The sequence below is a fragment of the Streptococcus vestibularis ATCC 49124 genome (assembly GCF_000188295.1).
Classification (GTDB): Bacteria; Bacillota; Bacilli; order Lactobacillales; family Streptococcaceae; genus Streptococcus; species Streptococcus vestibularis.
On sequence record NZ_GL831112.1, the window covers coordinates 1,691,566 to 1,716,239 of the forward strand.

Genomic DNA, 24,674 nt, shown 5'->3' on the forward strand with positions numbered 1-24,674 from the left:
TTATTTCTCCTTCATCTTTGACCATTTTTCCCATCGTTTCAATATTGGTGAAGGAGGGGTTACTTTAGGAGCTCGTTCATCTAAGAGCCATGTTGCTGCAAAATGCGTATCTGATACTTTAAACATTGGCGGTTCTTCCTGATAATCAATATCTAAAGCAAAGACATTTCGAGTAGCAAAGGCATCACCTTTAGGAGGATAAAGCAAATCTGGAGGAGTTCCTGGAATAGCTTCTAGGCTGCCAGATTCTGTTTCTGTTGTAGGCATAGAGTTAAGAAGTCCCCATGTGTATGGGTGTTGCGGATTATAGAAAACCTCATCCACAGTCCCATATTCCACAATTTTACCAGCATACATAACCGCCACACGATCAGCCATCCCAGCGACAACACCCAAGTCATGAGTAATAAAAATAATGGATGAATCACGCTCTTCTTGGATTTTTTTCATCAGATGAAGAATTTGTGCTTGAATCGTAACATCTAAAGCTGTAGTAGGCTCATCAGCAATCAAAATTTCAGGATCTGCAGCTAGAGCAATGGCAATTACTGCTCTTTGACGCATTCCTCCTGACCATTGGTGAGGGTAGTCATTTATATGTTCTTCGGCATTAGGTATCCCAACATCTTTCATTAATTGTAAAGCCATATCTAAGGCTTCTTTCTGAGATACTTTGGTATGAATCATGATAGGCTCAGCAATTTGGCGCCCAATTTTCATAGTAGGGTCAAGACTGGTCATGGGATCTTGAAAAATCATAGCAATATCATTTCCACGAACTTTAACCCAATCTTCCTCCTTCAAGGCTTGCATATCATGCCCTTTAAAGGTAATGTCTCCAGTTACCTTAGCGTTTTTGTCTGATAGACCCATTAGCGTCCTTGTCGTTACAGATTTTCCTGAACCAGACTCACCAACAATTGCCAGTGTCTCACCTTTTTTCAAGTCAAAATTGACATCACGAATCGCTTTTACTTCTCCAGCGTAAGTATGAAAATTAACATGGAGATTTTTTACACTTAAAATCGTTTCTTTCATCATTATTACGCTCCTATTAGTTTTCTTTGTTAGATTTAGGGTCAAATGCATCACGCAAGCCGTCCCCTAAAAGAATGAAGGCAAGAGAGATAAAAACAAGAGCCAAGGCAGGAATTACCACCTGATAAGGGTAGTATTGAAGATTCTCAGAAGCATCCGTAATCAACGAACCTAAAGAAGCTGTTGGTGGCTTAACCCCCAAATTGATAGCTGATAGAACCGCCTCGTACATAATAGCACTTGGAACGGTCATCATAATTTGAACAATAATGATACCTGAAATATTTGGTAAAACATGTTTAAAAGCTATCTTGAAGTTATTTTCACCCAAAGCACGTGAGGCTAAAACAAATTCACGTTCTCGGTAGGATAGGGTCAAATTACGAACTTGACGCGCCATAGACGTCCATCCGACAATGGCAATTGAGATAATGATTGATAATACACCACTACCCAAGAGAAGCCCTAACATCGTTACTATGACCAAGTTAGGGATAGATGAGATAACCTCAATAACACGTTGCATGAAGAGGTCAATTTCCCCACCTAAGAAACCTGACACCAGACCATAGGTTACTCCAATAATCAAATCAATTAAAGTAGCAACGATAGCAATTAAGAGAGAGATACGTATACCAACAATCACACGTTTCGCTAAGCTACGTCCTAGATTGTCAGTTCCCAAAATAAATTTATCGTCTTTTGGAACTGATTGATCAGAGTACACATCATTAGGCTCCGTATTACCTGAAAAGACAATACTACCATTCCAGAATGGTAAGCTATCTGATAGTTTAGGTGGTAAATTACGATATGTCTTAACTTCACCACCATTAAAACTATTAGCATCCTTGGCATTAACAAAGAAATTTGAGCCAATCGAAAAGACCAGTAGAATGGCTAAAAACCAAAGGGATATGGTCGCCAGTTTATTTTTTTCAGACGTCTCCAAGCATCTTGTGTAAAAGAGAGAGTCGGTTTTTCAATTTTTTCTTGTGATTCAGTATTTCCAGCACCAACAAGTTTGAATAGTTGTTTTTCTTCCATGATACTCTCCTTACTTCAGACGGACACGTGGATCCACGAAACTAGTAATGATATCTGTCAATAGGATAGCTACCATAAGCATAACGGCATAAACGATAGTGGTTCCCATAATGACAGGATAATCTTTTGTTGGAATAGAGGTAACAAACTGTTGACCAATCCCAGGAATTGAGAAAATCTGCTCTATAAGTGCTGAACCTGTTAGAATATTAGCAGCCATTGGACCGATTAAGGTAAGAACAGGAATCATTGAATTGCGATAGGCGTGTCGATTACTAATTTGACGTGTTGTCAACCCCTTAGCCCTAGCTAGTTGAATATAATCAGTATTCATGGTTTCAATCATTTCACTACGAAAAAAACGGGTGACTTGAGCAAATACTGGAATAGCAAGAGCTAAAGTAGGTAAAATCGTTTGGCTAAATGAGCCCCATCCAGATAAAGGAAGAACTCCCCACTTAAATCCAAGGTAATCCAAAAGCAGAAGACCGATAATAAATGATGGCACTGAAATACCGAGTGTTGATAGCACGCTCAAGATATTATCAATCCAGTTATTTTTATTACGTGCCGACACTGCTCCCACAAAAAGACCAGCCAAAACCCCAACAACAAGGGCTTGAATACCCAATTGCGCTGAAACTGCCAAACGTTGACTAATCATCATGCTAACAGGCTGATTCGCAGACTGATAACTTGTTCCTAAATCACCGTGCAGGACATTCCAAAGATATTGCAAATACTGTTGCCATACAGGCTTATCTAAGCCATATTGCTTATTCATAACCGCAATCATATCATTCGTTAATTTGGGGTTATTGAATGGTGACCCCGGCATAACTTGCATTAAGAAGAAAGATAGAGTGACAACCACCCATAAGGTAACTAGCAAAATAGCTATCCTTTTCAATAAATATTTCGTCATAAAATTTCCTTTATGTAACAACGAAAGAAGCTGGGACTAAAGCCGCCAGCTTCTTAGTTCATTTTGTGATAAACGTACATACAGTAGCTGATGAATGTTCTACTTTACTCTGTCATTATAATGATAGCAACTATTTATCTTTATAAGCATAGGTAAAGTCAACATCAAGACCAGTTGAGTTACGTACAAGTCCTTTAATTGAAGGATTTTGTAAACCTTTTGTAAATCGGAAGTAAACCGGATTATACATTGCTTCATCATAAAGTGCTTTTTCAGCAGCTTTATAATCATTTGCAGCAGCTGTTGGATCTAATGCATCAGCCGAAATAGCTTTTTCATAGGCTGCATCGTATGTAGAGCTATTTGCCTTACCATAGTTATAAGATGAATTTGAAGTGAACAAGCCATAGAATGTTGATCCTTCTGGATAGTCACCACCCCAATTGACTAGAGCGACATCAAAGTTTTGATTTTTGGTATCTTCAATACGTTGTTTAAATGTCACAAATTTTTCTTCAACAGTCAAACCAGGAAGAGCTTTTTCCCAAGTTTCTTTAATGTAATCAACTGCAGCTTTAGCAGCAGGTGTATCTGAATCTGCTGTAATTGTCAATTTCAAGTCGCTTAAACCAGCTTCAGCAAGACCTTCTTTAAAGAGCTTAGCTGCTTCTTCCTTGTTGTAGCTATAGCCAGGTGCCACATATTTAGATAAATCAGTACCATCAGGTAATTTTTCCAATCCAGTAGGTACAAGACTAGTTGCTGGAACTGAACCCGTATCAACCGCAGCTTCGACAATACCTTTACGGTCAGTAGCAAGGTTGAGAGCTTGACGGATTTTAAGATTATCTAGACCTTTAACTTTACCAGTTTCATTATAGGTCATATAAGCTGTTGTTGCTTCTGGAACTGTAACAACATCTTTGTTCTTTTTATTTGAGTTAAAAATTGCTGACGTATTTGAAATATTTGCAAAGTCAAGTTGACCTTGTTTATACATTTGGACAGCTGTATCAGGTTTTTTAACCGTTTGAATATTGATTGTCTTTGTTTTAACATGCTTAGCATCCCAATAATTGTCATTTTTGACAAGTTTGAAGCTACCACTTGTACCATTCCAATTTTCAACTTTAAAAGGTCCAGAATAAATTTGTTTGTCAGACTTCGTTCCATATTGTTTTCCAGCCTTCTCTACAAATTCCTTATGTTGTGGGACAAAGTTTGAGAATGACAAAAGACTCTTGAATTGTGGAGAAGGATTTGACAAGGTAAAGATAACTTTATTTCCCTCAGCCTTAACACCTAATTCATCAACACTCTTCTTACCAGCAATAATGTCTGCAGCATTAACAAGGTGAGAATCTGAAGTAAGGTAAGCATACTCAGAAGCTGTAGCAGGATCAACCATACGTTGCCAAGTATAGACAAAGTCCTCAGCAGTAATCTTAGTACCATCTGAATACTTCAAGCCATCTCTAAGAGTCGCTGTATAAGTTAAACCATCGGCTGACACATCAACCTTTTTAGCCAAATCAGGTTGCAACTTCCCATCTTTATCAACACGAAGTAAGTTACTTTCTGAGTTCCCAATCGCCAAGGCTGAATAGTGATCTGAATTTTTAGAAATATCAAGGGTCAATATTTCAGTAGGGGTGTACCAATTAATTTCATCTTTACTTGAGGTTGATTTTGAGCCACAAGCAGCAAGAAGTGTTGCAGAAGCCAAAGCAATTACTCCAACAGCTACAATACTCTTAAAGTTACGTTTCTTAATCATAATTATAAGAAACCTCCTCCAATCAAAAATTTACTTTCGTGTATAATTATACCTTAAAATAGCCTAAAGTAAAGACCTAATTCTGAATAATTCGACAATTCAGTTATTTTGTCTCGAAAAAGACTCGAAATATCCAAAAATGACGCATCTATAACTCTTGTCCACTACACATAAACGTTTTACAATCAATCCAAACAAAAAAGGCTAAGAGATATATCTTAACCTTATAGTATTTTGAACCAATTTCTCAGTTTACTCTGTATTTATACACAAGCTTACTTCTTACCCAACTGATCCTTCCATTTCATAACTAATCAAGCGGTTAAGCTCAACAGCATATTCCATTGGAAGTTCTTTGGTAAATGGTTCCACAAATCCCATGACAATCATTTCAGTTGCTTCTTGTTCTGAAAGTCCACGGCTCATGAGGTAGTAGAGCTGTTCTTCAGAAATCTTAGAAACTTTAGCTTCGTGTTCAAGCGCAACTTGTGAATTGTGGATTTCGTTGAATGGGATAGTATCTGATTTAGACAAATCATCCATCAAGATGGTGTCACATTCAATGTGAGATACCGATTTCTTAGAATCTTTGTTGAAGGTTACTTGTCCACGATAGTCAACCTTACCACCATTACGAGCGATTGATTTAGAAACAATAGATGATGATGTATGCGGTGCATTGTGAATCATCTTAGCCCCTGTATCTTGGTGTTGACCAGCATTAGCAAAGGCAATTGACAGCATGGTACCACGTGCACCTTCTCCATCAAGGTAAACAGATGGATACTTCATAGTTACTTCGGCTCCAAGGTTACCATCAATCCACTCAACAGTCGCATTTTTCTTAGCCGTAGCACGTTTAGTTACCAAGTTGTAGACGCTATCTGACCAGTTTTGGATAGTTGAGTAGCGCATGTAGGCACCATCAAGTGCAAAGATTTCAACGATAGCCGCATGAAGGCTGGCAGTTGTGTAAGTTGGCGCTGTACATCCTTCAACATAGTGAACGCTGGCACCTTCATCAACGATGATAAGAGTACGTTCAAACTGAGCAGTTGCTTCGTTATTGATACGGAAGTAGGTTTGAAGCGGAATATCTACCTTAACGCCTTTAGGTACATAGATAAAGGTACCACCTGACCAGAAGGCTGAGTTAAGGGCCGCAAATTTATTATCTGTTGGCGGAACCAGTTTTGAGAAGTACTTCTTGAAGAGTTCTGGATGCTCTTTAAGGGCTGAGTCTGTATCTGTAAAGATGATCCCCAACTTGTCATACTCTTCTTTCATGTTGTGGTAAACCACTTCTGATTCATACTGAGCTGAGGCTCCAGCAAGATAAGCACGCTCTGCTTCTGGGATACCAATACGTTCAAAAGTTTCCTTGATTTTCTCAGGAACATCTTCCCAGTCACGAGCAGGTTTGTCTGATGCCTTTTGGAAATAAGTCAGGTCATCAAAGTTAATACCAGAAAGGTCTGGCCCCCACTCTTGCATAGCCATTTTGTTAAAGGTTTCCAATGATTTCAAGCGGAATTCAAGCATCCACTCAGGCTCCCCTTTTTCAGCAGACATGGCACGGACCACGTCTTCACTGATTCCTTTTCCTGTTGAAAAGACTGGTGTCACATCATCATGGAAACCGTATTTATATTCCCCAAGATCAATGGGTTTTGGTTCTACTTTTTCATTTGTTTCAGTCATAGTATTTTCCTTTATTAAAGGTTTGATTTGTTTTCCTTTTTGCTTGGGCAAGGAGACTGACTGCCCCTTGACTTCCTAAAGCTCACTTCTCTCTATAGCCTTTTTAAGGGCATTCCAAGAGAGAGTTGCACATTTGATACGTTGTGGAAATTTAGAAACCCCCGCCAAGAGCTTGGCTTCGCCTAGCTTATCTTCATCTTTATGATCTCCTTGAATCATAAGAGAGAAAATCTCCGCTAGTTCCAAAGCCTCTGCCTTGGTTTTTCCAATAACAGCATCCGTCATCATACTTGATGACGCTGTAGAAATGGTACAACCATCTCCAGCAAAGGCAATGTCTTCAATCACGTCACCATCAAATTTGACTGACAGATTGATAACATCTCCACAAGTCGGATTATTCAGTTGAAGTTGCTCCACATCAGGTAGGACACCATGATGGTGAGGGCTCTTAGAGTGATCGGCCACAACAGCCATATATAAACTATCTAGTCTAGAGAGTGCCATTGAAAAACTCCTTCGTCGCAAGAATTGCCTCCACAAGCTTGTCACAATCCTCTTTGGTATTGTAAATATAGAAGCTTGCTCGGGCAGCTGATGAGATTCCTAAATGATTAATTAAAGGCTGAGCACAGTGGTGACCCGCACGCACTGCTACTCCTTCATAGTCAAGAGCTGTCGCCACATCATGAGGGTGAAGCCCATCAATATTAAAGGCAATAACACCTGCATGATGGCTAGGATCTTCTGGACCGTAGACTGTCAATCCCTCAATCGCCTGAAGTTTAGGTAAAACATAGTCTACTAACTCCTGCTCGTAAGCATGAACATTTTCCATGCCCAGGTTAGAGAGGTAGTCCACAGCATCACCAAGAGCAATAGCTCCCGCAATGTTAGGTGTACCAGCCTCAAATTTCCAAGGCAGTTCCTTCCAAGTGGCTTCCTGTTCATAAACGAAATCAATCATTTCACCACCAAATTCGATAGGATTCATCTGGTTGAGAATTTCTTCTTTGCCATAGAGGACCCCAATCCCTGTTGGACCTAACATCTTATGTCCAGAAAGGGTGAAGAAATCACAATCCAAATTCTGTACATCAATGGCCATGTGGGGCGCCGATTGGGCACCATCCACCACCATATAGGCACCAACTTGGTGGGCAAACTTGGCAATTTCTTTGACAGGATTGATGCAGCCTAAAACGTTAGAAACCTGAGCTAGACTGACAAATTTTGTCTTTTCAGTAATCTTGTTGGCCAAATCTTCCATATCCAATTGGCCATCTTTCAAGTAGGCATATACAAGTTTAGCCCCCGTCTTCTTACAAGCTTTCTGCCAAGGAATGATATTGGAGTGGTGTTCCATAATTGAAATAACCACCTCATCTCCTGGCTCAAGAACCTGCTCTGCAAAACGACCAACCCAGTTAAGACCAGTTGTCGTTCCACGTGTAAAGAGGACCTCTTTGGTTGATTTCGCATTGATAAACTGACGAAACTTTTCACGACTAGCTTCGTAAGCAGCTGTTGCACGCTCAGCCAAAGTATGCACACCACGGTGAACATTGGCATTGTCCTCATGATAGTAGGTCATGAGAGCGTCCAAAACTACTTGAGGCTTCTGGGTCGTTGCTGCATTATCCAAGTATACCAAAGGTTCATCATTAACTACCTGATCTAAAATGGCAAAATCTTGTCGAATCTTATAGGCATCTAAAGCTGACATCTTATCTCCCTATCTAGATATATCATAGGTTAGACTATCTGCGTCGATAGTTCCTAACGTTTGTTTAGTTTTGTATCAGTTACAGAAATCATCTCATCACGCACTTCCTTAACTGGGATTTCAGTGATAACTGCTCCCAAGAAACCGCGAATAACCAAGCGTTCTGCAGTGTCTTGATCAAGTCCACGACTCATAAGGTAGTACATATCCTCTGGATCCACCTGACCGATTGAAGCAGCGTGTCCTGCTGTAACTTCATTTTCATCAATCAAAAGGATTGGGTTCGCATCTGAACGGGCTTTATCAGAAAGCATAAGCACACGGCTTTCTTGTTGTGCATCAGCACCCTTAGCACCTTTGACAATGTGACCAATACCATTGAAGGTCAAAGTACCGCGTTCCAAAATAACACCATGTTGTAGGATATGTCCCACAGAGTTGTTACCATAGTTAGTCACACGAGTATCAATCCCTTGCACCTGACGACCTGATGATAGACCAATAACTTTAAGGTTGGCATGACTTCCATTGCCAATCAAGTCGCTATCAAAGTCAGCAATAACATTGCCCTCGTTCATGATGCCGAGAGCCCAGTCAATGCTTGCATCACGACCAATACGGCCACGACGACTAATATAAGTTGTGACATTTTCACCCAAACGGTCAATAGCCGCAAACTTAACTTGTGCACCATCTTGAGCAATAACTTCCACAGAAATGTTGGCACTAGCTTTTTCAGTAGCCTCACCTAGCGTTTCAAAACGCTCAAGGTAAGTCAATTTACTGTTTTTACCAGCTACAATCAAAACGTGCTTGTTAAATGGCACATTTGAAGTTCCATCTTGGTAAAAATAACTTTCAACTGGCAAGTCAATTTCAACATTATCTGGTACATAAAGAACCGCTGCACTATTGAAATAGGCATAGTTATAAGCTGCTAATTTATCCTCATCGTAGGCTACAGCCTTACCAAAGAAGGATTCAACGACTTCTGGGATTTCTTCAAGAGCAGTCGTAAGGTCTGTGAAGACCACACCTTGGCTAATCAAGTCAGCTGGCAATTGTTCAAGGACAGTATTTGTTCCTACTTGGACCAATTTAGGGTTGTTTCCAAGCGCTGTAAAGTCAGGCACGTTTGCTGATGATTCATTTTCAGCAATCGTTCCATTGCCTAGGTTCCAACGATGGAATTTAACACGCTCAATTTTCGGAAGAGCCAAGCTGTCAAGCTTATCAAAAGCTGCTTGACGAAGGTCTTGCAACCAGAGTGGCTCTGCTTTTGCTTGTGAAAAAGCGATGATAGATTCTTTTGACATAGGTTACTCCTTTTCTAGTTATTTCGAGTAACAGACTTACGCTTCTTCGTGGTACTCGTAACCGAGCTCTTCAGCGATTTTCGCATAACCTTCTTGCTCAAGACGAGCAGCCAATTCAGGACCACCTGAAAGAACCACTTTACCTTCCATCATTACGTGTACAACATCTGGAGTGATGTAGTTCAAGAGACGTTGATAGTGAGTGATAATCATAGCACCAAAGCCTTCACCACGCATAGCGTTAACCCCTTTTGAAACCACTTTAAGAGCATCAATATCAAGACCTGAGTCAATCTCGTCAAGAAGAGCAAACTTAGGTTCCAACATAAGCAACTGAAGAATTTCGTTACGTTTCTTCTCACCACCTGAGAAACCTTCGTTAAGGTAACGCTCAGCCATTTCTTCACGCATACCAAGTAATTCCATCTTTTCATCCAATTTAGTGATGAAATCAAGGACAGAAATCTTTTCGTCATCTTCTTTACCAGCATTCATAGCCGCACGGATAAACTCAGCATTTGTAATCCCTGGGATTTCAGCTGGATATTGCATAGCAAGGAAAAGACCTAGGCGTGCACGTTCATCAACTTCCAAGTCAAGGATACTTTCACCATCAAAAAGGATGTCCCCTTCTGTGATTTCATAATTTGGGTTACCCATGATAGCAGCCGAAAGGGTAGATTTACCAGTTCCGTTAGGACCCATAATAGCAGCAATCTCACCAGTTTTAAGAGTCAAATTAAGACCCTTCAAGATTTCTTTATCTTCAACAGAAACATGAAGATTTTTGATTTCAAGTACAGACATTGTATACTCCTTTTTCCATATATACAGCAAGCAGGTGCTCGCTAATTTGCATTATTTTTTTGAAAATAGTCTTGCTATTTTCTGGAAAATAAAAAGAGAACTTCCATTTTCCTTAATTAGAATCATTATAACAAAAAAGCCATTGCTTGGCTTTTCAAATGTTTATTTTTTTCGACCTTGCTTCCATTTCAACATGATTGCTTGGCGATAATCACTATTCCCGATAAATTTTAGGAAATTGAAGAGAGGTGTTCGACCAACGCCCCAAATCTCAAGCCCTTCAATCAGAATTTCCATTCCCAAAATCAAACTCAGAAGTAAGAGAATACCACCGAGACGACTGGAAACATTTAATAAGAGGGCAATCAATGAAAAGAGGATAGCGATGGCATAAACCACCAGAACTGCTCCTCGATGAGTGAACCCCATAGCTAAAAGACGATGATGCAAATGCATCTTATCAGCTTCCATAGCTGAGCGCCCTGACAACTTACGGCGGACAATAGCCACCACTGTGTCAACAATAGGCACTCCAAGGATAATAACAGGTGACAAAATAGCCACTGCTGTCGCATTTTTCAACCCTTGTAATGACAAGACACCAATCATAAAGCCAATAAAGAGCGCCCCTGTATCACCTAGATAGATAATCGCTGGATGATAATTGTAAGGGAAAAATCCCATAATGGCAGCCACTAAGACAAAGATGGTCATGGTCAAAAAAATATCAGTATCATAGAGGAAGAAATAAGAAATCACCCCCATAGTCATCAGGGAAATGATAGAAACTCCTCCAACCAATCCATCCAAACCATCAATCAGATTAATGGCATTGGTGATAGCCGCAATCCATAACACTGTTAGAATCAAGGTCAAGACTGGTCCAAACTGAATCATGGGCCCGCCAAAAGGTATCTTAAAGCTATCAAATCGAAAATCCGTAAAAGCCCAAACAATGACAGCTCCCATAACAATACCGAGCATCTTAGGCAAAGGTTTTAATTCAAAGATATCATCAATGAAACCTGTCAATGCCACAATAGCACCACCCACAACAACCGGTAGGATGTATCTTAAATAAGAAATATGCCAGACATCCTTCTGAATAATCATAGGCATAAATACCAAGGTCGCCAGTACAAAGGCCAAGAAAATAGCTAGACCACCAGCACTCGGCATTGGCTTTTTATTGATACGTCTTGCATTTGGATGATCAACCGCTCCGACTCGAAAGGCCAAAGAGCGCACCAGTGGAGTTCCCACAATGGCAATCAAAAATGTCCCAATCAAGACAAAGATATAATTAATGGTCCAAGGCATGTCCTAGCTCCATTTCGTTGCTTGTAATACCGATAAGGCGTCCTCTTCCATCAAGATTGTTGCATGCTCTTGTAGATAGGGACGTGTTCGGTCTGCCACATTCGCATATTCAAGAAAACGCGCATACATATTGTTCGCGTAATAGTCAGGCTCATCAGCCAAGTAAAGAAGGATAGTCATATAGTAGATATCACCAAGTTTATAAAGTTCAGAACCTTCCACTGGCACATCCTTCAAACCTTGCGTAAAGGTTACTACTTGATCAAAGTCAGAGAAAGCCAAGACATAGTGAGTATAATCTTCACGAATAGTTTCCTCAGCCACTTCCTTAGCCGGCTCTGTCATAGTCTTATCAACCTCTTCCAAGGCCTTTTCAATCTCTTCGAGCTTATGGTGAGCTTCAATATCTCCCTTGTCCATAAAGTTACCCTCAAGAGCTTTGAGGAATTCTTCTGGAGAAAGTCCTGAATAGTCATCCATATCTGACAAATCATTGAAATCAAGGTCTTCCTTAAGGTCTGATTTAGTCACAAAAACATCCACACGATCCTTGCGTGGCGTGACACGGAAGCCCAGCATCCCACTATTTTTAAAGTTATCAGGCAAGTCCAACTCATCCATGACAGTATAGAAAAATTCCTCTGTTTTTTCCTGGGGAATCAAGAAATCTTTCAGCTCCATACCATGTTCTTCAAGATCTTCCATGGTAATCATGATTTTTAGAGTTGTCTCGCTTATTTGTTTCATTTCCATATGTAAAAACCTCGCACGAGTAGTTATTTCATTATACTAGAAAAGCAAAGAGATAGCAATTTCTGAGCAAGTTTAGGTCTTATTTTAGGAAGCTTTTCTAAAAATTCTCTAATGCTAGCAAAGACCTGATTTTTCCTATTTATAGCCGTCATCTATCCTAGAAAGGAGTACAATAAAGGTGAATATATAGTTGGATGTGATGACCATGACTGCCTATAAAAAAGATGGATTCGAGCTAGCATTGCTGAAGGGATAACGAGTTTTTTGACGCTCTCTCTACTTGTCAGGGCAACCTCATCACGTAAACAAATCTACCTTTCTTACGGGAATAATCGTTGCCATCATTCTGGCAACTGCCCCCATTTACGATGATAACCGTTTGTCACTCACACAACAAACACTCCTTCACTTCTCAATCATGTACGTTAGCATCCTTCCAATTCTCTGTTTATCCGGATGGTATCCCTTGCATAATGTCATAGACTTCTTGAAAATCCTAGCGAGTTTCTTAGCTTGCGGACTGGTCCTTTGGACACTAGCTTATCTTATCTTTTTTCAAGTTTTGATAGCGTTCGTTCATATACAGTCCCTTTTGAGGGGCTGATTCAGGTTCATCAGCGTAGTAAACCTTGATTTCCTGTTGAAAGTCTGCCTGTGTTTTCTGATGTTTGATATGGTGAAAACGATAACACCAGCCGTCAGGATGTGTGTAGCTATCCTCCTTGTCATCATAGTGCCAATTTCCTAAGTTTCTAGCTGACTGTTTATCCCCTCTCTTCTGTTCCTGATCAAACATGGCATACTTAATCAGATACTTCACCTCCTTTTCATCTAAACGAAGGAGGTTCTCTTCACTTCCATACCCAGCATCTGCGACAACTGTCTTCAATTCATGCGGATAGGTTTCAAGTAAGGGGAGAAGAGTCTTGGTGTCTGTCGGATTTGAGAAGACATCATAGTGAAGAACAAATTGATTTTCAGTAGCGATTTGAAGATTGTAGCCAGGTTTGAGTTGGCCATTCTTCATATGGTCTTCTTTCATCCGCATAAAAGTGGCATCTGGATCAGTTTTGGAAAAGCTGTTACGCCCTTCAAATGTCTCCTGATAGCTCTCATATTTTTCAGCACGTACTGAAAAATCCTCCTTGACTTTACGCAAGACTTTCTTGAGTTTCCGACGGCTGGGTTTTACGTTCATCCTTCCCTTTAAAGGGTGTCTCCTCAATGTCTTACCTAGCAGATATCTTGACAGAAGCTGGTTTTCAACAAGTTCGAACTTATATTCAAAGTGAAAATATCATTCTTGAAAGTGACTTAGCCCTAAAAGAAATACGAGAACAGGTTCATGCTCTAATAAAGGAAAAAATTGGTACTGACTTAAAAATGGTAATCAAGAATAAAAGTGATTTTACAAAAATTGTCCAAGAAAACCCGTTTGGAGAACACTATCTTTATGACCGTATACACGTAATTTTTTACCAAGAATCTATTCAAAGTCTCCCTTTAGAAAAATTAATTACGGTGAATAAGAAATTTGTATCGGTAACCATTGTATTTACCCCTATCTCCCTAGAACTACAAAACAAAAGAAACTTAATACCAACTATCTTGAAAAGCTTTTTAATATATTAATGTAGATTTGACTATGCGAAAACTGAATGTAGTAGAAAAATTATTAAGCAAGTAGTATTTGAATTTAGAAAAAATCGGAAGAATACTCCTCCGATTTTATTTTGATTGAGTTTGGACATACTGTGCAATGACATCTGATGTGTACTGGGATGTACCAGGTCCAAACTTGTCAATATTTTCCTTGAACTCTGGGTTGTAGACGTAGCCTTTACCGATATGTCCGAAGACTTCAATAGAGCAGTCAAATCCATAAGTACGAATGGCTTGCAAGAGCTTGGCAGCTTGCTCTTGGTTTTCAGTTGCTGTTACTGGCAGACCAGCTTGAAGGTTTTGTGCCAAGGATTGAAAAACTTGGTTAAAGGCAACCGTAGACTCATCTTCACGACCTTTTTGGCGTTCTAGGGCTTGGTCCATGACTTCTTGACCATATTTTTCTACCGCTTCTTGGTGGTATTTTTGATTGTCTTGGTAACTAAATCCAGTGAATTTTTCTTCAATAGTCATTTTTCTTTCTCCTTTTTGATCTTGAATGGTTTTTTTCAAGGTGGAAATCAAGGTATCCAGATGTTGCCTTTCTCGAGTCAAACACTCCAACTGCTTAGTCAAATGAGGCAACAAGTCAGTCCTTTCTTCCTTTAATAGCTCTGCTATTTTTTCTAAAGAAAAGCCTAGATATTTATAGTAAAGAATGACCTGAAGGCGTTCCAAATCCTCTTTACTATAGGTTCGATAGCCGTTCTCTGACTTTAAAGGGATCAGGAGTCCTATCTTATCGTAGTGGTGCAGGGTCTTGACAGAGACACCTGAAAGCTGCGCAGCTTCTTTGATATGGTACATGATTTCCTCCTTACAAGGATAGTATAAACCCTCCCCTTAGGTTAGAGTCAAGTTTTTTTGCGAAAAAATTTTAACTTTTTGGCAAAGGTGTGAAAACTTGAAAATGGTTTTCTTGACAGACCTCAGAAAACATGATGGGATAGTCAAGTCTAGCAATCAAACAGAAGGCTCATAAAGAGCCATTGAGAGAAGGCTATTTGACAACTCAAGCAGCCTTTTCTTATTCTAAAAAAGGAGATTGGAGTTTAACTATGTCAAAAAAATCGCAATGGGGCTCGAAACTTGGCTTTATTCTAGCATCTGCTGGCTCAGCCATCGGGCTTGGTGCCGTTTGGAAGTTTCCCTACATGACTGCTGCCAACGGTGGGGGAGATTTTTTACTGGTCTTTCTCATTTCCACTATTGTATCCAAGACGCAAGCAAGTTTAACGAGACCTTGCTTGTTTTTATTTAACAAAGGCGCTATTTTCTCAAACTGCCATCCTCCTTTCAAAATACTATTTAGACCGTTTTTGACAAAGATTTTTAAAGTGTTATAATATGAATGAATAGAAATTTTAATTCATTCACAAAAGGAGAAGGTCATGGACAAAAAAGCTGAATTATTGGCTGAGGCTAGGCAGGTGTTTGCTGAGAAGGGCTATAAAAAGACGAATATTTCAGATATTACCAAGCGTGTCGTCATGGCCGTTGGCTCCTTTTATAAGTATTATGAGTCCAAGGAAGCTATTTTTTTAGAGGTTTATGTAGCGGAGAATAACCGCATACGTGAGGAAACCATGCAGCGTGTAGATTGGCAAGGTGAACCTGAGGCAGTCGTTGAACAGCTTTTTGCAGTCACTTTTGAGTTGATTTCGCCTAATAAAATTTTGGCTGAGTGGAGCAAACCGGGGATTTCTCAGATCTTGCACGACTACTATAATCAGGATGCTGGTCGCGCGGCCAATGCTTTTCATCAGTTTCTGATTCAGACTTTCAGCCAGCGCTTGCAGGAGAAGGGCTTTTCACAGGAGGAAGTCGCCCAAATCATGAAGGCTTACGATTTGATATACTACATTGACATGCATGTTACAGAGCAGGATTTTCCAGGCTATTTTGAGAGTATCGAGACCTTGGTGAAATATTTTTTAAAGGGAATTTTTTCAAAATAATAAAAGTTCCTTTTCTTGAAGATTTGTATGAATGAACTATTTTAAATATTCATTCATATTAAAAAAAGGTGATTGATATGTCAGACACTTTAAAAATAGAAGGGAGATGAATCCGATTAAACAAGAAAAAAGTAATTCTTTTTTTAAATGAATCATGCATTCAGAATAGGAAGTGAGGAAAATAATGAGCAAACAAGGAGGATATACGATGAGTGGGATGACTATTTTGGGTATCTGTATGATAGTAATAGGTATTTTGATTGTTTCCTATGGTGGAGTGACGGTTGGTTTTAGTTTTAGTTTGGACTTTCAGAGCTTTTTATTGGGTGGGTTGATTGTTGCCCTTCTTGGGATGGCTTTGATTCCAGATTTTCCGCTTGCTTATAAAGTAGGTGGCTTGGCTTTAGTAAGCTTATTATCTATTGTCTATATTCATAGTATGCCAAATGATTTTGAGTTTATGATGAAACTTATTGCGGATGTAGTAATCTTAGGGCTTTCAACTTGGATTATGATGTTGTTTTTGAGAAAGTAGGAGAAAGATATGATTGTTGTCTATGATTCTAATACAGGAGTTGGCAAACGGTTTGCAGAATCGTTGGGCTACCCGACACAAAGCATCAAGGAAAAGTTGGAAGAACCCTGTATTCTCATTACTCGAAATGCATGGGCTGGGAAAATTCCTTGGTCAAGCAAACGCTTCATCAAGAAACACTCAAACCTGATTAAAGGTTTTGTCAATAATGGGGATTCGGTTAAGCATGTCGGACCTTTTGCGGGGCGACAGCTTTGATTATCGACAAATATGGGCTACCGCACATCTGCGATATTGACCGAGGTGACAAGGAAGCGGACATCAAACTTGTGCAGGAATACTTGGCTAAACTCTAAGTACGGATTATTTGTATGATAAATCTCTCGGAAAGGATGGGTGATAATGACTCATCCTTTTAAGATGACAAAAATGTAAGTTTAAAGCTTAAAATGAAAAGTTATTCGATGGTAGCGAGACGGGGAATTTTGTATCATATAGGTGTAAGGAAAAACAAATCAAAAATAATATCCAAATAAAAGGAGGCCCCACTATGAAAACAAATCTCTTCAACCATAAACAAAAGACACCAATGGCGCAGAAGATTTCCAAAGAAGAAATCGAAAAAAACAGACTGGGCTGTGCATCAGTCCAGTATTATTTCTGGCTACAATATAGTCATTAAGAGGCTGATGCAGTAAAGGTGGTGGGATGAGAGTGGAACAGAAATCGGTAATTCGTTAGAATTCGATTTCGTCGTCCCACCTCCGAACAGTTGAGTAGGGCTGTAAAAGCTGATGAAATCAGCCTAGTAGAGCCCACTCAACCACTGCGTCTTGCTCGACAATCCAAAGACGATTGAGAGGCTAGGACTTTTGTTCCAGGCTCCGTCCCGCCACCTTTTGCCCAAATGGAACTGAAAGTTTAGAGAGGCCCACTTGCAAAGCAAGCCAAATCATACAGCCAGCTCCCTCTAAGTGAACATCAGATTTTAACTGGAAGAACGCTAAGTGACAAAAATGTAAGATTAGCGTCCCAAATGAAAGATTAGCCTATGAAAACTTATCGGGCTTTTCGGTGTGATAATTGTATCATTTTTAGTTTGCTTTCAGTAGGGGGTAGCAGCTCAGGTAAACTTAGAGCAGAGCTAGCTAATAAAGTATTGAAAGATAAGCTAAATAACCATTTTACACATAAATAAAAAGAGGTTCAAGTATGACATTATTAGACGTACAACACGTAAAAAAAATTTATAAAACCCGCTTTCAGGGCAGCCAAGTAGAGGCACTGAAGGACATTCACTTTACGGTAGAAAAAGGCGAGTATGTGGCCATCATGGGAGAATCAGGCTCCGGGAAGTCCACCCTGCTCAACATCCTGGCCATACTGGACAAGCCGACTGAAGGACGCGTCTTTCTCAACGGAACTGATACGGCAACCATCAAAAATAGTCAGGCTTCTAGCTTCCGACGGGAGAAATTAGGCTTTGTCTTTCAGGACTTCAACTTGCTAGACACCCTGTCGGTCAAGGATAATATTCTCCTGCCGCTGGTTCTCTCTCGTCGTCCCATTACTGAGATGATGCAAAAGCTAGTCACGACCTGCAATGAGCTGGGGATTAACAAGCTACAAGAGAAGTTTCCTTATGAGATTTCCGGTGGTCAGAAGCAACGGGTGGCAGTAGCACGCGCCATTATCACAGAGCCTGAGATTTTGCTGGCGGATGAGCCTACAGGAGCTTTGGATTCCAAATCTTCAGCTGCTCTCTTGGATGTCTTTGACGACATCAATGACCAGGGCCAGACCATTCTCATGGTGACCCACTCGACTTCAGCTGCCAGTCGGGCCAAGCGGGTGCTCTTTATCAAGGACGGGATTCTTTACAATCAAATTTTCCGCGGCAACAAGACCGAGCGGCAGATGTTCCAAGAGATTTCTGATACATTGACGGTCATGGCAAGTGAGGTGGGCGACTATGTTCAAACTAACGAGTAAACTAGCTTTGTCCAATCTGGTTAAAAATCGCAGTTTGTATTATCCATTTGCTTTGGCGACGGTACTGGCAACAGCGATTTTGTATAGTTTTGTCTCACTGGCTCATAGCCCCAACATGGAGACCTCTTATGGTGGTACAGCAGCTCGCATGACCTTGCAGTTTGGTATCCATGTCATTCAGATTGCCGTACTTATCCTCATCACCTATGCCAATAGCTTCGTCATGAAAAACCGCTCTCGAGAGTTGGGAGTCTATAGTCTGCTGGGCATGGAGAAAAAGCATCTGCTAGTCATGACCTTCTTTGAGCTCTGTGTCTTTTATCTAGCTACAGTTGGTCTGGGTATCTTGTCTGGCCTAGCTTTAGATAAGATGCTCTACGCAGTCCTTTTGAAATTGATGGGAATGCCGGCAGTTCTTGCCTCGACCTTCCAATGGCAGAACGTCTGGATGACTCTAATTAGTCTGGGTATTGCTTTTGCGGTGATTTTGTTGCTTAACTCTACGCGTCTTCTACGCTATAGCTCTCTTAATCTAATGAAAGAAAAGAAAGCCGGCGAGAAGAAGGGACGCTTCCTTTTGCTGCAAACCTTGCTGGGGCTCCTGCTCATGGGTGTAGCTTATTATATGGCTTTGACCGTTACCAAACCTGTCGCTGCTATCGGCAATTTCTTTATAGCTGTGATTATGGTTATCCTAGCAACTTATCTGCTTTTTAATGCAGGTTCGATTACACTATTGCAATTTCTCAAAAAGCGCAAAGGCTACTACTATAAAACGCAGAATTTCATTTCTGTTTCCAATCTTATCTCGCGGATGCGCAAAAATGCAGCAGGCTTGGCAACTATTTCCATCTTGTCCACCATGCTGCTGGTGACTTTAGTTGGTACAATCAATATCTATGTTGGAGGTCAGGATTATATTACTACCTTGCATCCAAAGGATTACAATGTCAGCATTGTCTTGCCGAAATCAACTGATCAGAAGGAGGCTCTGTTGGACAAGGTCCAGCAAGTCGCTCAGGAAACAGGTCTGAAGAAGCCTAACTATACTGCCTATCTTTACCAATCATCCTTCATCATGAAACTGGCCGGAAATGATATCACTGTTCCAATGCAAGGCGAGCTGGATTCGAATCCAAGTATCTTGACCAAGAAGTCTGCTGGCACGATTACGGTCATCAATCGTCAAGATTATGAAAAAATGACAGGGAAAAAGCTAGACTTGGCAGACGATGAAACTCTTGTCTATGGAAAAAATGTTTCCTTAAATAAGGACCAGCCTCTCCGAGTGAATGGCAAGGACTGGAAAATTAAGCAGATTTTACCGTCGAATTTCACGCATGGGAAAATCCCTAATCCAAACGATGTAGCCATGGAGCAGGGGCTCTATATGGTGGTCAATGATAGTAAAGCGGTTGGTCTTGATGCAGCTCATCACTATTACATTGGAGTTGCTTCAGAGACTAAGGACAGTAAAAAGTTTGTCGAGCAAGTCCAGCTGGAGTTGAGAGACTCTTTGGATCAGGACCAGGCCCAAGATGGTAGCTACGCAATGGCCAGTGACCGTCATAGCGCAGAAAAGAGCTATCAGGAACTTACTGGAACCTTGCTTTTCATCGGTCTCTTCCTTTCCGTTATCTTCCTTCTAGGAGCTGTTCTTGTGATTTACTACAAGCAAATCTCTGAAGGATATGAAGACCGCGATGGCTTTATCATTTTGCAAAAGGTTGGTCTAGATGAAAAGCAGACTAGAAGTACCATTCGCAAGCAAATCTTGACTGTCTTCTTCCTACCTCTCATCTTTGCTTTTCTACATGTAGCAGCGGTCTTTCATATGCTGCGCTTGATTGTTGCCCTATTGGGTGTGACCAATCTTCCTCTCTTAATCCAGACAACACTTGCGACTTGCGGCGTCTTCCTCCTGACCTATATTTTAGTATTCTTACTAACTTCCCGCAGTTACCGCAAGATTGTCGCCCGCTAAGAGCAAATCCCCGACCTCTAGGTCAGGGATTTTTTGGTGTCTGGAATTTTACCACTCATCTCTCTCATTTTACCGCTTGTCCAAAAAGCCGAGATTTTTCAATAAAGACTTGCTATCATAGTTTCAGAAGTTAAGGACAGGAGAAAATATCATGTTAGTAGAAACGAAAAATCTAACCAAAGTTTATGGCGATAAGATGGCAGTCAATAGCCTCGATATTCAGATTGAGAGAGGAAGTTTTACAGCTATTCTAAGCCCTAATGGAGCGGGCAAGTCGACAACCATTCAGATGTTGATTGGACTTTTACAGCCAACATCAGGACAAATCATTTATGCAGAAGAAACCAAGAGGAACAACTTTGTTGCACTTGACTTGACAATTAGGGAAAATGAAAGGTTATTCGATGGTAGCGGGACGGGGAATTTTATATCATATAGGTGTAAGGAAAAACAAATCAAAAATCAATATCCAAATAAAAGGAGGCCCACTATGAAAATAAATCTCTTCAACCATAAACAAAAGACACCAATGGCGCAGAAGATTTCCAAAGAAGAAATCGAAAAAACCAGACTGGGCTGTGCATCAAGCCAGTATTATTTCTGGCTACAATATAGTCATTAAGAAGCTGATGCAGTGAAGGGGCTGGGATAGAGAGTGGGACAGAAATCGGTAATTCGTTAGAATTCGATTTCGTCGTCGCACCTCCGCACAGTTGAGTAGGGCTCTACAATCCAAAGACGATTGAGAGGCTAGGACTTTTGTCCCAGACTCTTCAATGATTTATCCAAAAATAAGTTTGACAGCTCCATAGAAAAGCACAATGATACCGAGTACGATACGGTATTTTCCAAAAACAGTGAAATCGTGTTTCTTAATATAGTTCATCAAGAAGCGAATCACAAATAGGCTGACAAGAAAGGCGGTCACACTAGCTACCAATAGAATGGCCGCTTGGCCACCAGTCAAGGTGTTCCCATCAATAAAATACTTAACTGCCTTAAGCCCACTATAACCAAACATGGTTGGAATACCGAGGAAGAATGTAAAGTCAGCTGCTACGCTACGACTAGTACCAACGATGATTCCCCCAAGAATAGTAGCACCTGAACGACTAGTCCCTGGAATGATACTCAAGACTTGGAAAAGACCAATATAGAAAGCTGTCTTGTAAGACATACGTGCCAAATCCGTTACCTTAGGCTCTACACGTCGATTGCGGTCCTCAATCCAAATAAAGGCAATCCCGTAGACCACCAACATGATAGCTACTACAAAGAAATTACTGAGGTGGGCCTCCATCCAATCATCTAAAAGAAGACCAAAGAAGGCTGAAGGAATACAGGCAATGACCACCTTAAGCCAAAGTTGCCAAGTCAACTGCACTTCACGTGCTGTTTTACCAGGTTGGAAGGGATTCAAACGTTTAAAGTAAATGACCATAACCGCAAGAATAGCACCAAGTTGGATAACGATATTAAACATATCGATGAAATCCTTACTTTGTCTCAAGTTCAAGAATTCATTAACCAAAATCAAGTGACCTGTAGATGAAATCGGTAACCACTCTGTGATTCCTTCAACAATCCCAAGAAAGACTGCTTTTAGTAATTCAATAATATACTGTGCCGTTTGCATAATTATCTCCGTTTTTAAATGCTAGCCCCATCACACCAAAAATGATCAGGGCTCCAAATTGTCCTTCCCATTATATCAAATTACAACTTGTATTTGAAGACAATACTGATATACAGTTTTTTTCTAGCATCAACTTATTGTCATCAGTCTCAATTTCCTGTAAAATAGTAAGGAATGACATTTTTATAGGAGACATTGTTTCAATGAAAAAAATTATTGTAGCCTGCTTTGCAGCGCTCCTCCTCGTTTTTGGTGGGGTGTCAAGCGCTCAAGCAGACGAGTATCTCCGTGTCGGTATGGAGGCTGCCTATGCACCTTTCAACTGGACGCAGGACGATGACTCAAACGGAGCTGTTCCAATCGAAGGTACTAAACAGTATGCCAACGGTTACGACGTGCAAATCGCTAAAAAAATCGCTGAAGCCCAAGGTAAGAAACCCTTGGTGGTTAAAACAGCTTGGACAGGTTTGATTCCTGCCCTCACTTCCGGCAAGATCAATATGATTATCGCAGGTATGAGCCCAACAGCTGAACGTCGTCAAGAAATTGACTTTTCAGATAGCTACTACCGAAGCGAACCTGTCATGGTTGTCAGCTCAGATGGTGATTATGCCAACGCTAAGACTCTCAAAGACTTCAAGGATGCTAAAATCACAGCTCAACAAGGGGTTTATCTCTATAATTTGATTGACCAAATCCCAGGTGTTAGCAAACAAACCGCTATGGGAGACTTCGGTGCTATGCGCCAAGCCCTTGCATCTGGTATCATCGATGGTTATGTTTCAGAGCGTCCTGAAGCAAAAACTGCCGAAGAAGCCAGCTCAAAATATAAGATGATTACGCTTAAAGATGGTGGTTTCCAGGTTTCAGACGATGACGTCTCCTTGGCCGTCGGTCTTCGCAAAGGAGACAGTCAGCAAATGGAACAAGTCAATAAGGTCCTTGCTGGAATCAGCCAAGAGGAACGTGTCAAACTGATGGATCACATCATTGACATCCAACCTGCAGATAAGACTGATGAGGCTAAAAAAGGAAACTTCTTTAGTCAGATGAGCACTATCATCGCTAAGAACTGGCCACAATTCCTACGTGGTACAGGAATTACCCTTCTTATCTCAATTATCGGTACAGTTGTGGGTACTTTCATCGGTCTTATGATTGGTGTTTACCGCACAGCTCCTAAGGCTGCTAATAAATTTGTAGCCTTGCTCCAAAAACTCTTCGGTTGGGTGCTTAATGTCTATATCGAAGTTTTCCGTGGTACGCCAATGATTGTACAATCTATGGTTATCTACTACGGTACTGCCCAGGCCTTTGGTGTCAATATTGACCGTACCCTAGCAGCTGTCTTCATCGTTTCTATCAACACTGGAGCCTACATGAGTGAAATCGTTCGTGGTGGTATCTTCGCTGTAGATAAAGGACAATTTGAAGCTGCTACTGCTCTTGGATTTACCCACGGTCAAACCATGCGTAAGATTGTTCTTCCACAGGTTATCCGTAACATCTTGCCAGCTACTGGTAATGAGTTCGTTATCAATATCAAGGATACCTCTGTTTTGAACGTTATCTCTGTTGTGGAACTTTACTTCGCAGGTAACACTGTTGCAAGCCAAACTTATCAATACTTCCAAACATTCTTTGTTATCGCAGCAATCTACTTTGTTCTTACCTTCACAGTGACACGCATCTTGCGTTATGTAGAACGCCGTTTGGATCAAGATACTTACACACAAGGAGGGATTCACTAATGACTGAGACGATTTTAGAAATTAAAAACCTCAAAAAATCATACGGAAAAAATGAAGTCCTCAAAGATATCTCCCTCAGCGTCAAAAAGGGTGAGGTTATCTCAATTATTGGTTCTTCAGGTTCAGGAAAATCAACCTTCCTTCGCTCTATTAACCTACTCGAGTCACCTTCAGGTGGTGAAATCCTCTATCATGGGGACAACGTCCTTGAAAAAGGTTACGACCTCACTACCTATCGTGAAAGACTCGGTATGGTTTTCCAATCCTTCAACCTCTTTGAAAACCTTAATGTTTTGGAAAATGCTATCGTAGCTCAAACAACTGTTCTCAAACGTGACCGTAAAAAAGCTGAAAGCATCGCCAAAGCTAACTTGGAGAAAGTTGGTATGGGGGAACAATACTGGAAAGCTAAACCAAAACAACTTTCAGGGGGACAAAAACAACGTGTTGCCATTGCTCGTGCCCTCTCTGTTGATCCAGAAGCCATCCTCTTTGACGAGCCAACTTCAGCCCTTGACCCAGAAATGGTAGGGGAAGTACTCAAGACTATGCAGGAGCTATCTGAAACTGGTTTGACCATGATTATTGTTACCCATGAAATGGAGTTCGCACGTGATGTTTCTGACCGTGTCATCTTCATGGATAAAGGGGTAATCGCTGAACAAGGTAGCCCAGAACAAATCTTTGAAAATCCTAAAGAAGAACGTACCAAGGAATTCCTCAAACGTTTCTTGGGTTAGTCAAAA

Annotated in this window: 20 protein-coding genes and 6 pseudogenes; 12 read left to right on the top strand and 14 right to left on the bottom strand. The window is 40.7% G+C overall.

The window, feature by feature from the left end; all coding sequences use genetic code 11:
* From HMPREF9425_RS08155 to mecA, 11 genes and pseudogenes are all read right to left on the bottom strand, one after another.
* Window positions 1-1,041 (bottom strand): ABC transporter ATP-binding protein, encoded by a 1,041-nt coding sequence (locus HMPREF9425_RS08155; RefSeq protein WP_037621603.1) that lies wholly within the window; start codon window positions 1,039-1,041, stop codon window positions 1-3.
* Window positions 1,042-1,054: 13 nt separating this feature from the next.
* Window positions 1,055-2,085: pseudogene (locus HMPREF9425_RS08160) on the bottom strand (ABC transporter permease).
* A 10-nt stretch (window positions 2,086-2,095) separates the two neighbouring features.
* The gene (locus HMPREF9425_RS08165) at window positions 2,096-3,010 is read right to left on the bottom strand and encodes an ABC transporter permease (RefSeq protein WP_003098119.1); all 915 of its coding nucleotides are present in this window, start codon (window positions 3,008-3,010) and stop codon (window positions 2,096-2,098) included.
* 130 nt (window positions 3,011-3,140) lie between these two features.
* Window positions 3,141-4,787: a peptide ABC transporter substrate-binding protein gene (locus HMPREF9425_RS08170; RefSeq protein WP_003098122.1), complete on the bottom strand. Its 1,647-nt coding sequence runs from the start codon at window positions 4,785-4,787 to the stop codon at window positions 3,141-3,143.
* A gap of 282 nt (window positions 4,788-5,069) precedes the next feature.
* A complete protein-coding gene (gene sufB, locus HMPREF9425_RS08175; protein ID WP_002883666.1) occupies window positions 5,070-6,488 on the bottom strand; it encodes a Fe-S cluster assembly protein SufB in 1,419 nt (472 codons plus the stop codon).
* 75 nt (window positions 6,489-6,563) lie between these two features.
* Entirely contained in the window at window positions 6,564-6,995 is a 432-nt protein-coding gene (sufU, locus tag HMPREF9425_RS08180; RefSeq protein WP_002883658.1) for a Fe-S cluster assembly sulfur transfer protein SufU, read from the bottom strand.
* Window positions 6,982-8,214: a cysteine desulfurase gene (locus HMPREF9425_RS08185; protein ID WP_003098127.1), complete on the bottom strand. Its 1,233-nt coding sequence runs from the start codon at window positions 8,212-8,214 to the stop codon at window positions 6,982-6,984. Before HMPREF9425_RS08185 ends, sufU begins: the two co-directional genes overlap by 14 nt.
* Before the next feature lie 53 nt (window positions 8,215-8,267).
* Complete coding sequence (sufD, locus tag HMPREF9425_RS08190) at window positions 8,268-9,530, bottom strand: Fe-S cluster assembly protein SufD (RefSeq protein WP_003098130.1); 1,263 nt, start codon at window positions 9,528-9,530, stop codon at window positions 8,268-8,270.
* Between the two features lie 36 nt (window positions 9,531-9,566).
* The gene (sufC, locus tag HMPREF9425_RS08195; protein ID WP_002883600.1) at window positions 9,567-10,337 is read right to left on the bottom strand and encodes a Fe-S cluster assembly ATPase SufC; all 771 of its coding nucleotides are present in this window, start codon (window positions 10,335-10,337) and stop codon (window positions 9,567-9,569) included.
* A 162-nt stretch (window positions 10,338-10,499) separates the two neighbouring features.
* The gene (locus tag HMPREF9425_RS08200; protein ID WP_003098132.1) at window positions 10,500-11,657 is read right to left on the bottom strand and encodes a glycosyltransferase family 4 protein; all 1,158 of its coding nucleotides are present in this window, start codon (window positions 11,655-11,657) and stop codon (window positions 10,500-10,502) included.
* Between the two features lie 3 nt (window positions 11,658-11,660).
* Window positions 11,661-12,410: an adaptor protein MecA gene (mecA, locus tag HMPREF9425_RS08205; RefSeq protein WP_003098133.1), complete on the bottom strand. Its 750-nt coding sequence runs from the start codon at window positions 12,408-12,410 to the stop codon at window positions 11,661-11,663.
* Between the two features lie 280 nt (window positions 12,411-12,690).
* Between mecA and HMPREF9425_RS09575 the strand changes: the two genes are divergently transcribed.
* Window positions 12,691-13,014 (top strand): DUF3021 family protein, encoded by a 324-nt coding sequence (locus HMPREF9425_RS09575; RefSeq protein ID WP_081448742.1) that lies wholly within the window; start codon window positions 12,691-12,693, stop codon window positions 13,012-13,014.
* Here HMPREF9425_RS09575 and HMPREF9425_RS10745 read toward each other — a convergent pair.
* Window positions 12,964-13,639 (bottom strand): annotated as a pseudogene (locus HMPREF9425_RS10745) (transposase); the annotation flags it as partial. The gene HMPREF9425_RS09575 and the pseudogene HMPREF9425_RS10745 sit on opposite strands and share 51 nt — an antisense overlap.
* Between HMPREF9425_RS10745 and HMPREF9425_RS08215 the strand changes: the two are divergent.
* Window positions 13,635-14,097, top strand: a pseudogene (locus HMPREF9425_RS08215) (DUF1697 domain-containing protein). The pseudogenes HMPREF9425_RS10745 and HMPREF9425_RS08215 sit on opposite strands and share 5 nt — an antisense overlap.
* A gap of 41 nt (window positions 14,098-14,138) precedes the next feature.
* Here HMPREF9425_RS08215 and HMPREF9425_RS08220 read toward each other — a convergent pair.
* Complete coding sequence (locus HMPREF9425_RS08220) at window positions 14,139-14,879, bottom strand: MerR family transcriptional regulator (protein ID WP_003098139.1); 741 nt, start codon at window positions 14,877-14,879, stop codon at window positions 14,139-14,141.
* A 103-nt stretch (window positions 14,880-14,982) separates the two neighbouring features.
* Here HMPREF9425_RS08220 and HMPREF9425_RS10090 point away from each other — a divergent pair.
* The 8 genes and pseudogenes from HMPREF9425_RS10090 to HMPREF9425_RS10430 all read left to right on the top strand — a co-directional run.
* A pseudogene (locus HMPREF9425_RS10090) lies at window positions 14,983-15,286 on the top strand (sodium-dependent transporter); the annotation flags it as partial.
* Between the two features lie 177 nt (window positions 15,287-15,463).
* Entirely contained in the window at window positions 15,464-16,030 is a 567-nt protein-coding gene (locus HMPREF9425_RS08230; protein WP_003098143.1) for a TetR/AcrR family transcriptional regulator, read from the top strand.
* 184 nt (window positions 16,031-16,214) lie between these two features.
* The gene (locus tag HMPREF9425_RS08235) at window positions 16,215-16,565 is read left to right on the top strand and encodes a hypothetical protein (RefSeq protein ID WP_003098145.1); all 351 of its coding nucleotides are present in this window, start codon (window positions 16,215-16,217) and stop codon (window positions 16,563-16,565) included.
* A gap of 9 nt (window positions 16,566-16,574) precedes the next feature.
* Window positions 16,575-16,921, top strand: a pseudogene (locus HMPREF9425_RS08240) (class Ib ribonucleoside-diphosphate reductase assembly flavoprotein NrdI).
* 194 nt (window positions 16,922-17,115) lie between these two features.
* Window positions 17,116-17,247 (top strand): hypothetical protein, encoded by a 132-nt coding sequence (locus HMPREF9425_RS10540; protein WP_003098148.1) that lies wholly within the window; start codon window positions 17,116-17,118, stop codon window positions 17,245-17,247.
* Window positions 17,248-17,777: 530 nt separating this feature from the next.
* Entirely contained in the window at window positions 17,778-18,557 is a 780-nt protein-coding gene (locus tag HMPREF9425_RS08245) for an ABC transporter ATP-binding protein (protein WP_003098149.1), read from the top strand.
* Window positions 18,538-20,541, top strand: coding sequence for an ABC transporter permease (locus tag HMPREF9425_RS08250; protein WP_003098150.1), 2,004 nt, complete (start codon window positions 18,538-18,540; stop codon window positions 20,539-20,541). The genes HMPREF9425_RS08245 and HMPREF9425_RS08250 overlap by 20 nt, the downstream gene beginning before the upstream one ends.
* A 151-nt stretch (window positions 20,542-20,692) precedes the next feature.
* Window positions 20,693-20,932 (top strand): annotated as a pseudogene (locus tag HMPREF9425_RS10430) (ATP-binding cassette domain-containing protein); the annotation flags it as partial.
* Between the two features lie 390 nt (window positions 20,933-21,322).
* Here HMPREF9425_RS10430 and HMPREF9425_RS08265 read toward each other — a convergent pair.
* Window positions 21,323-22,177, bottom strand: coding sequence for an undecaprenyl-diphosphate phosphatase (locus tag HMPREF9425_RS08265; RefSeq protein WP_002949256.1), 855 nt, complete (start codon window positions 22,175-22,177; stop codon window positions 21,323-21,325).
* Window positions 22,178-22,380: 203 nt separating this feature from the next.
* Here HMPREF9425_RS08265 and HMPREF9425_RS08270 point away from each other — a divergent pair, with 203 nt between their 5' ends.
* On the top strand, window positions 22,381-23,928 hold the full coding sequence (locus tag HMPREF9425_RS08270) for an ABC transporter substrate-binding protein/permease (RefSeq protein WP_037621605.1): 1,548 nt from the start codon (window positions 22,381-22,383) through the stop codon (window positions 23,926-23,928).
* Window positions 23,928-24,668: an amino acid ABC transporter ATP-binding protein gene (locus HMPREF9425_RS08275; protein ID WP_003098153.1), complete on the top strand. Its 741-nt coding sequence runs from the start codon at window positions 23,928-23,930 to the stop codon at window positions 24,666-24,668. Before HMPREF9425_RS08270 ends, HMPREF9425_RS08275 begins: the two co-directional genes overlap by 1 nt.
* Window positions 24,669-24,674: the final 6 nt, after the last annotated feature.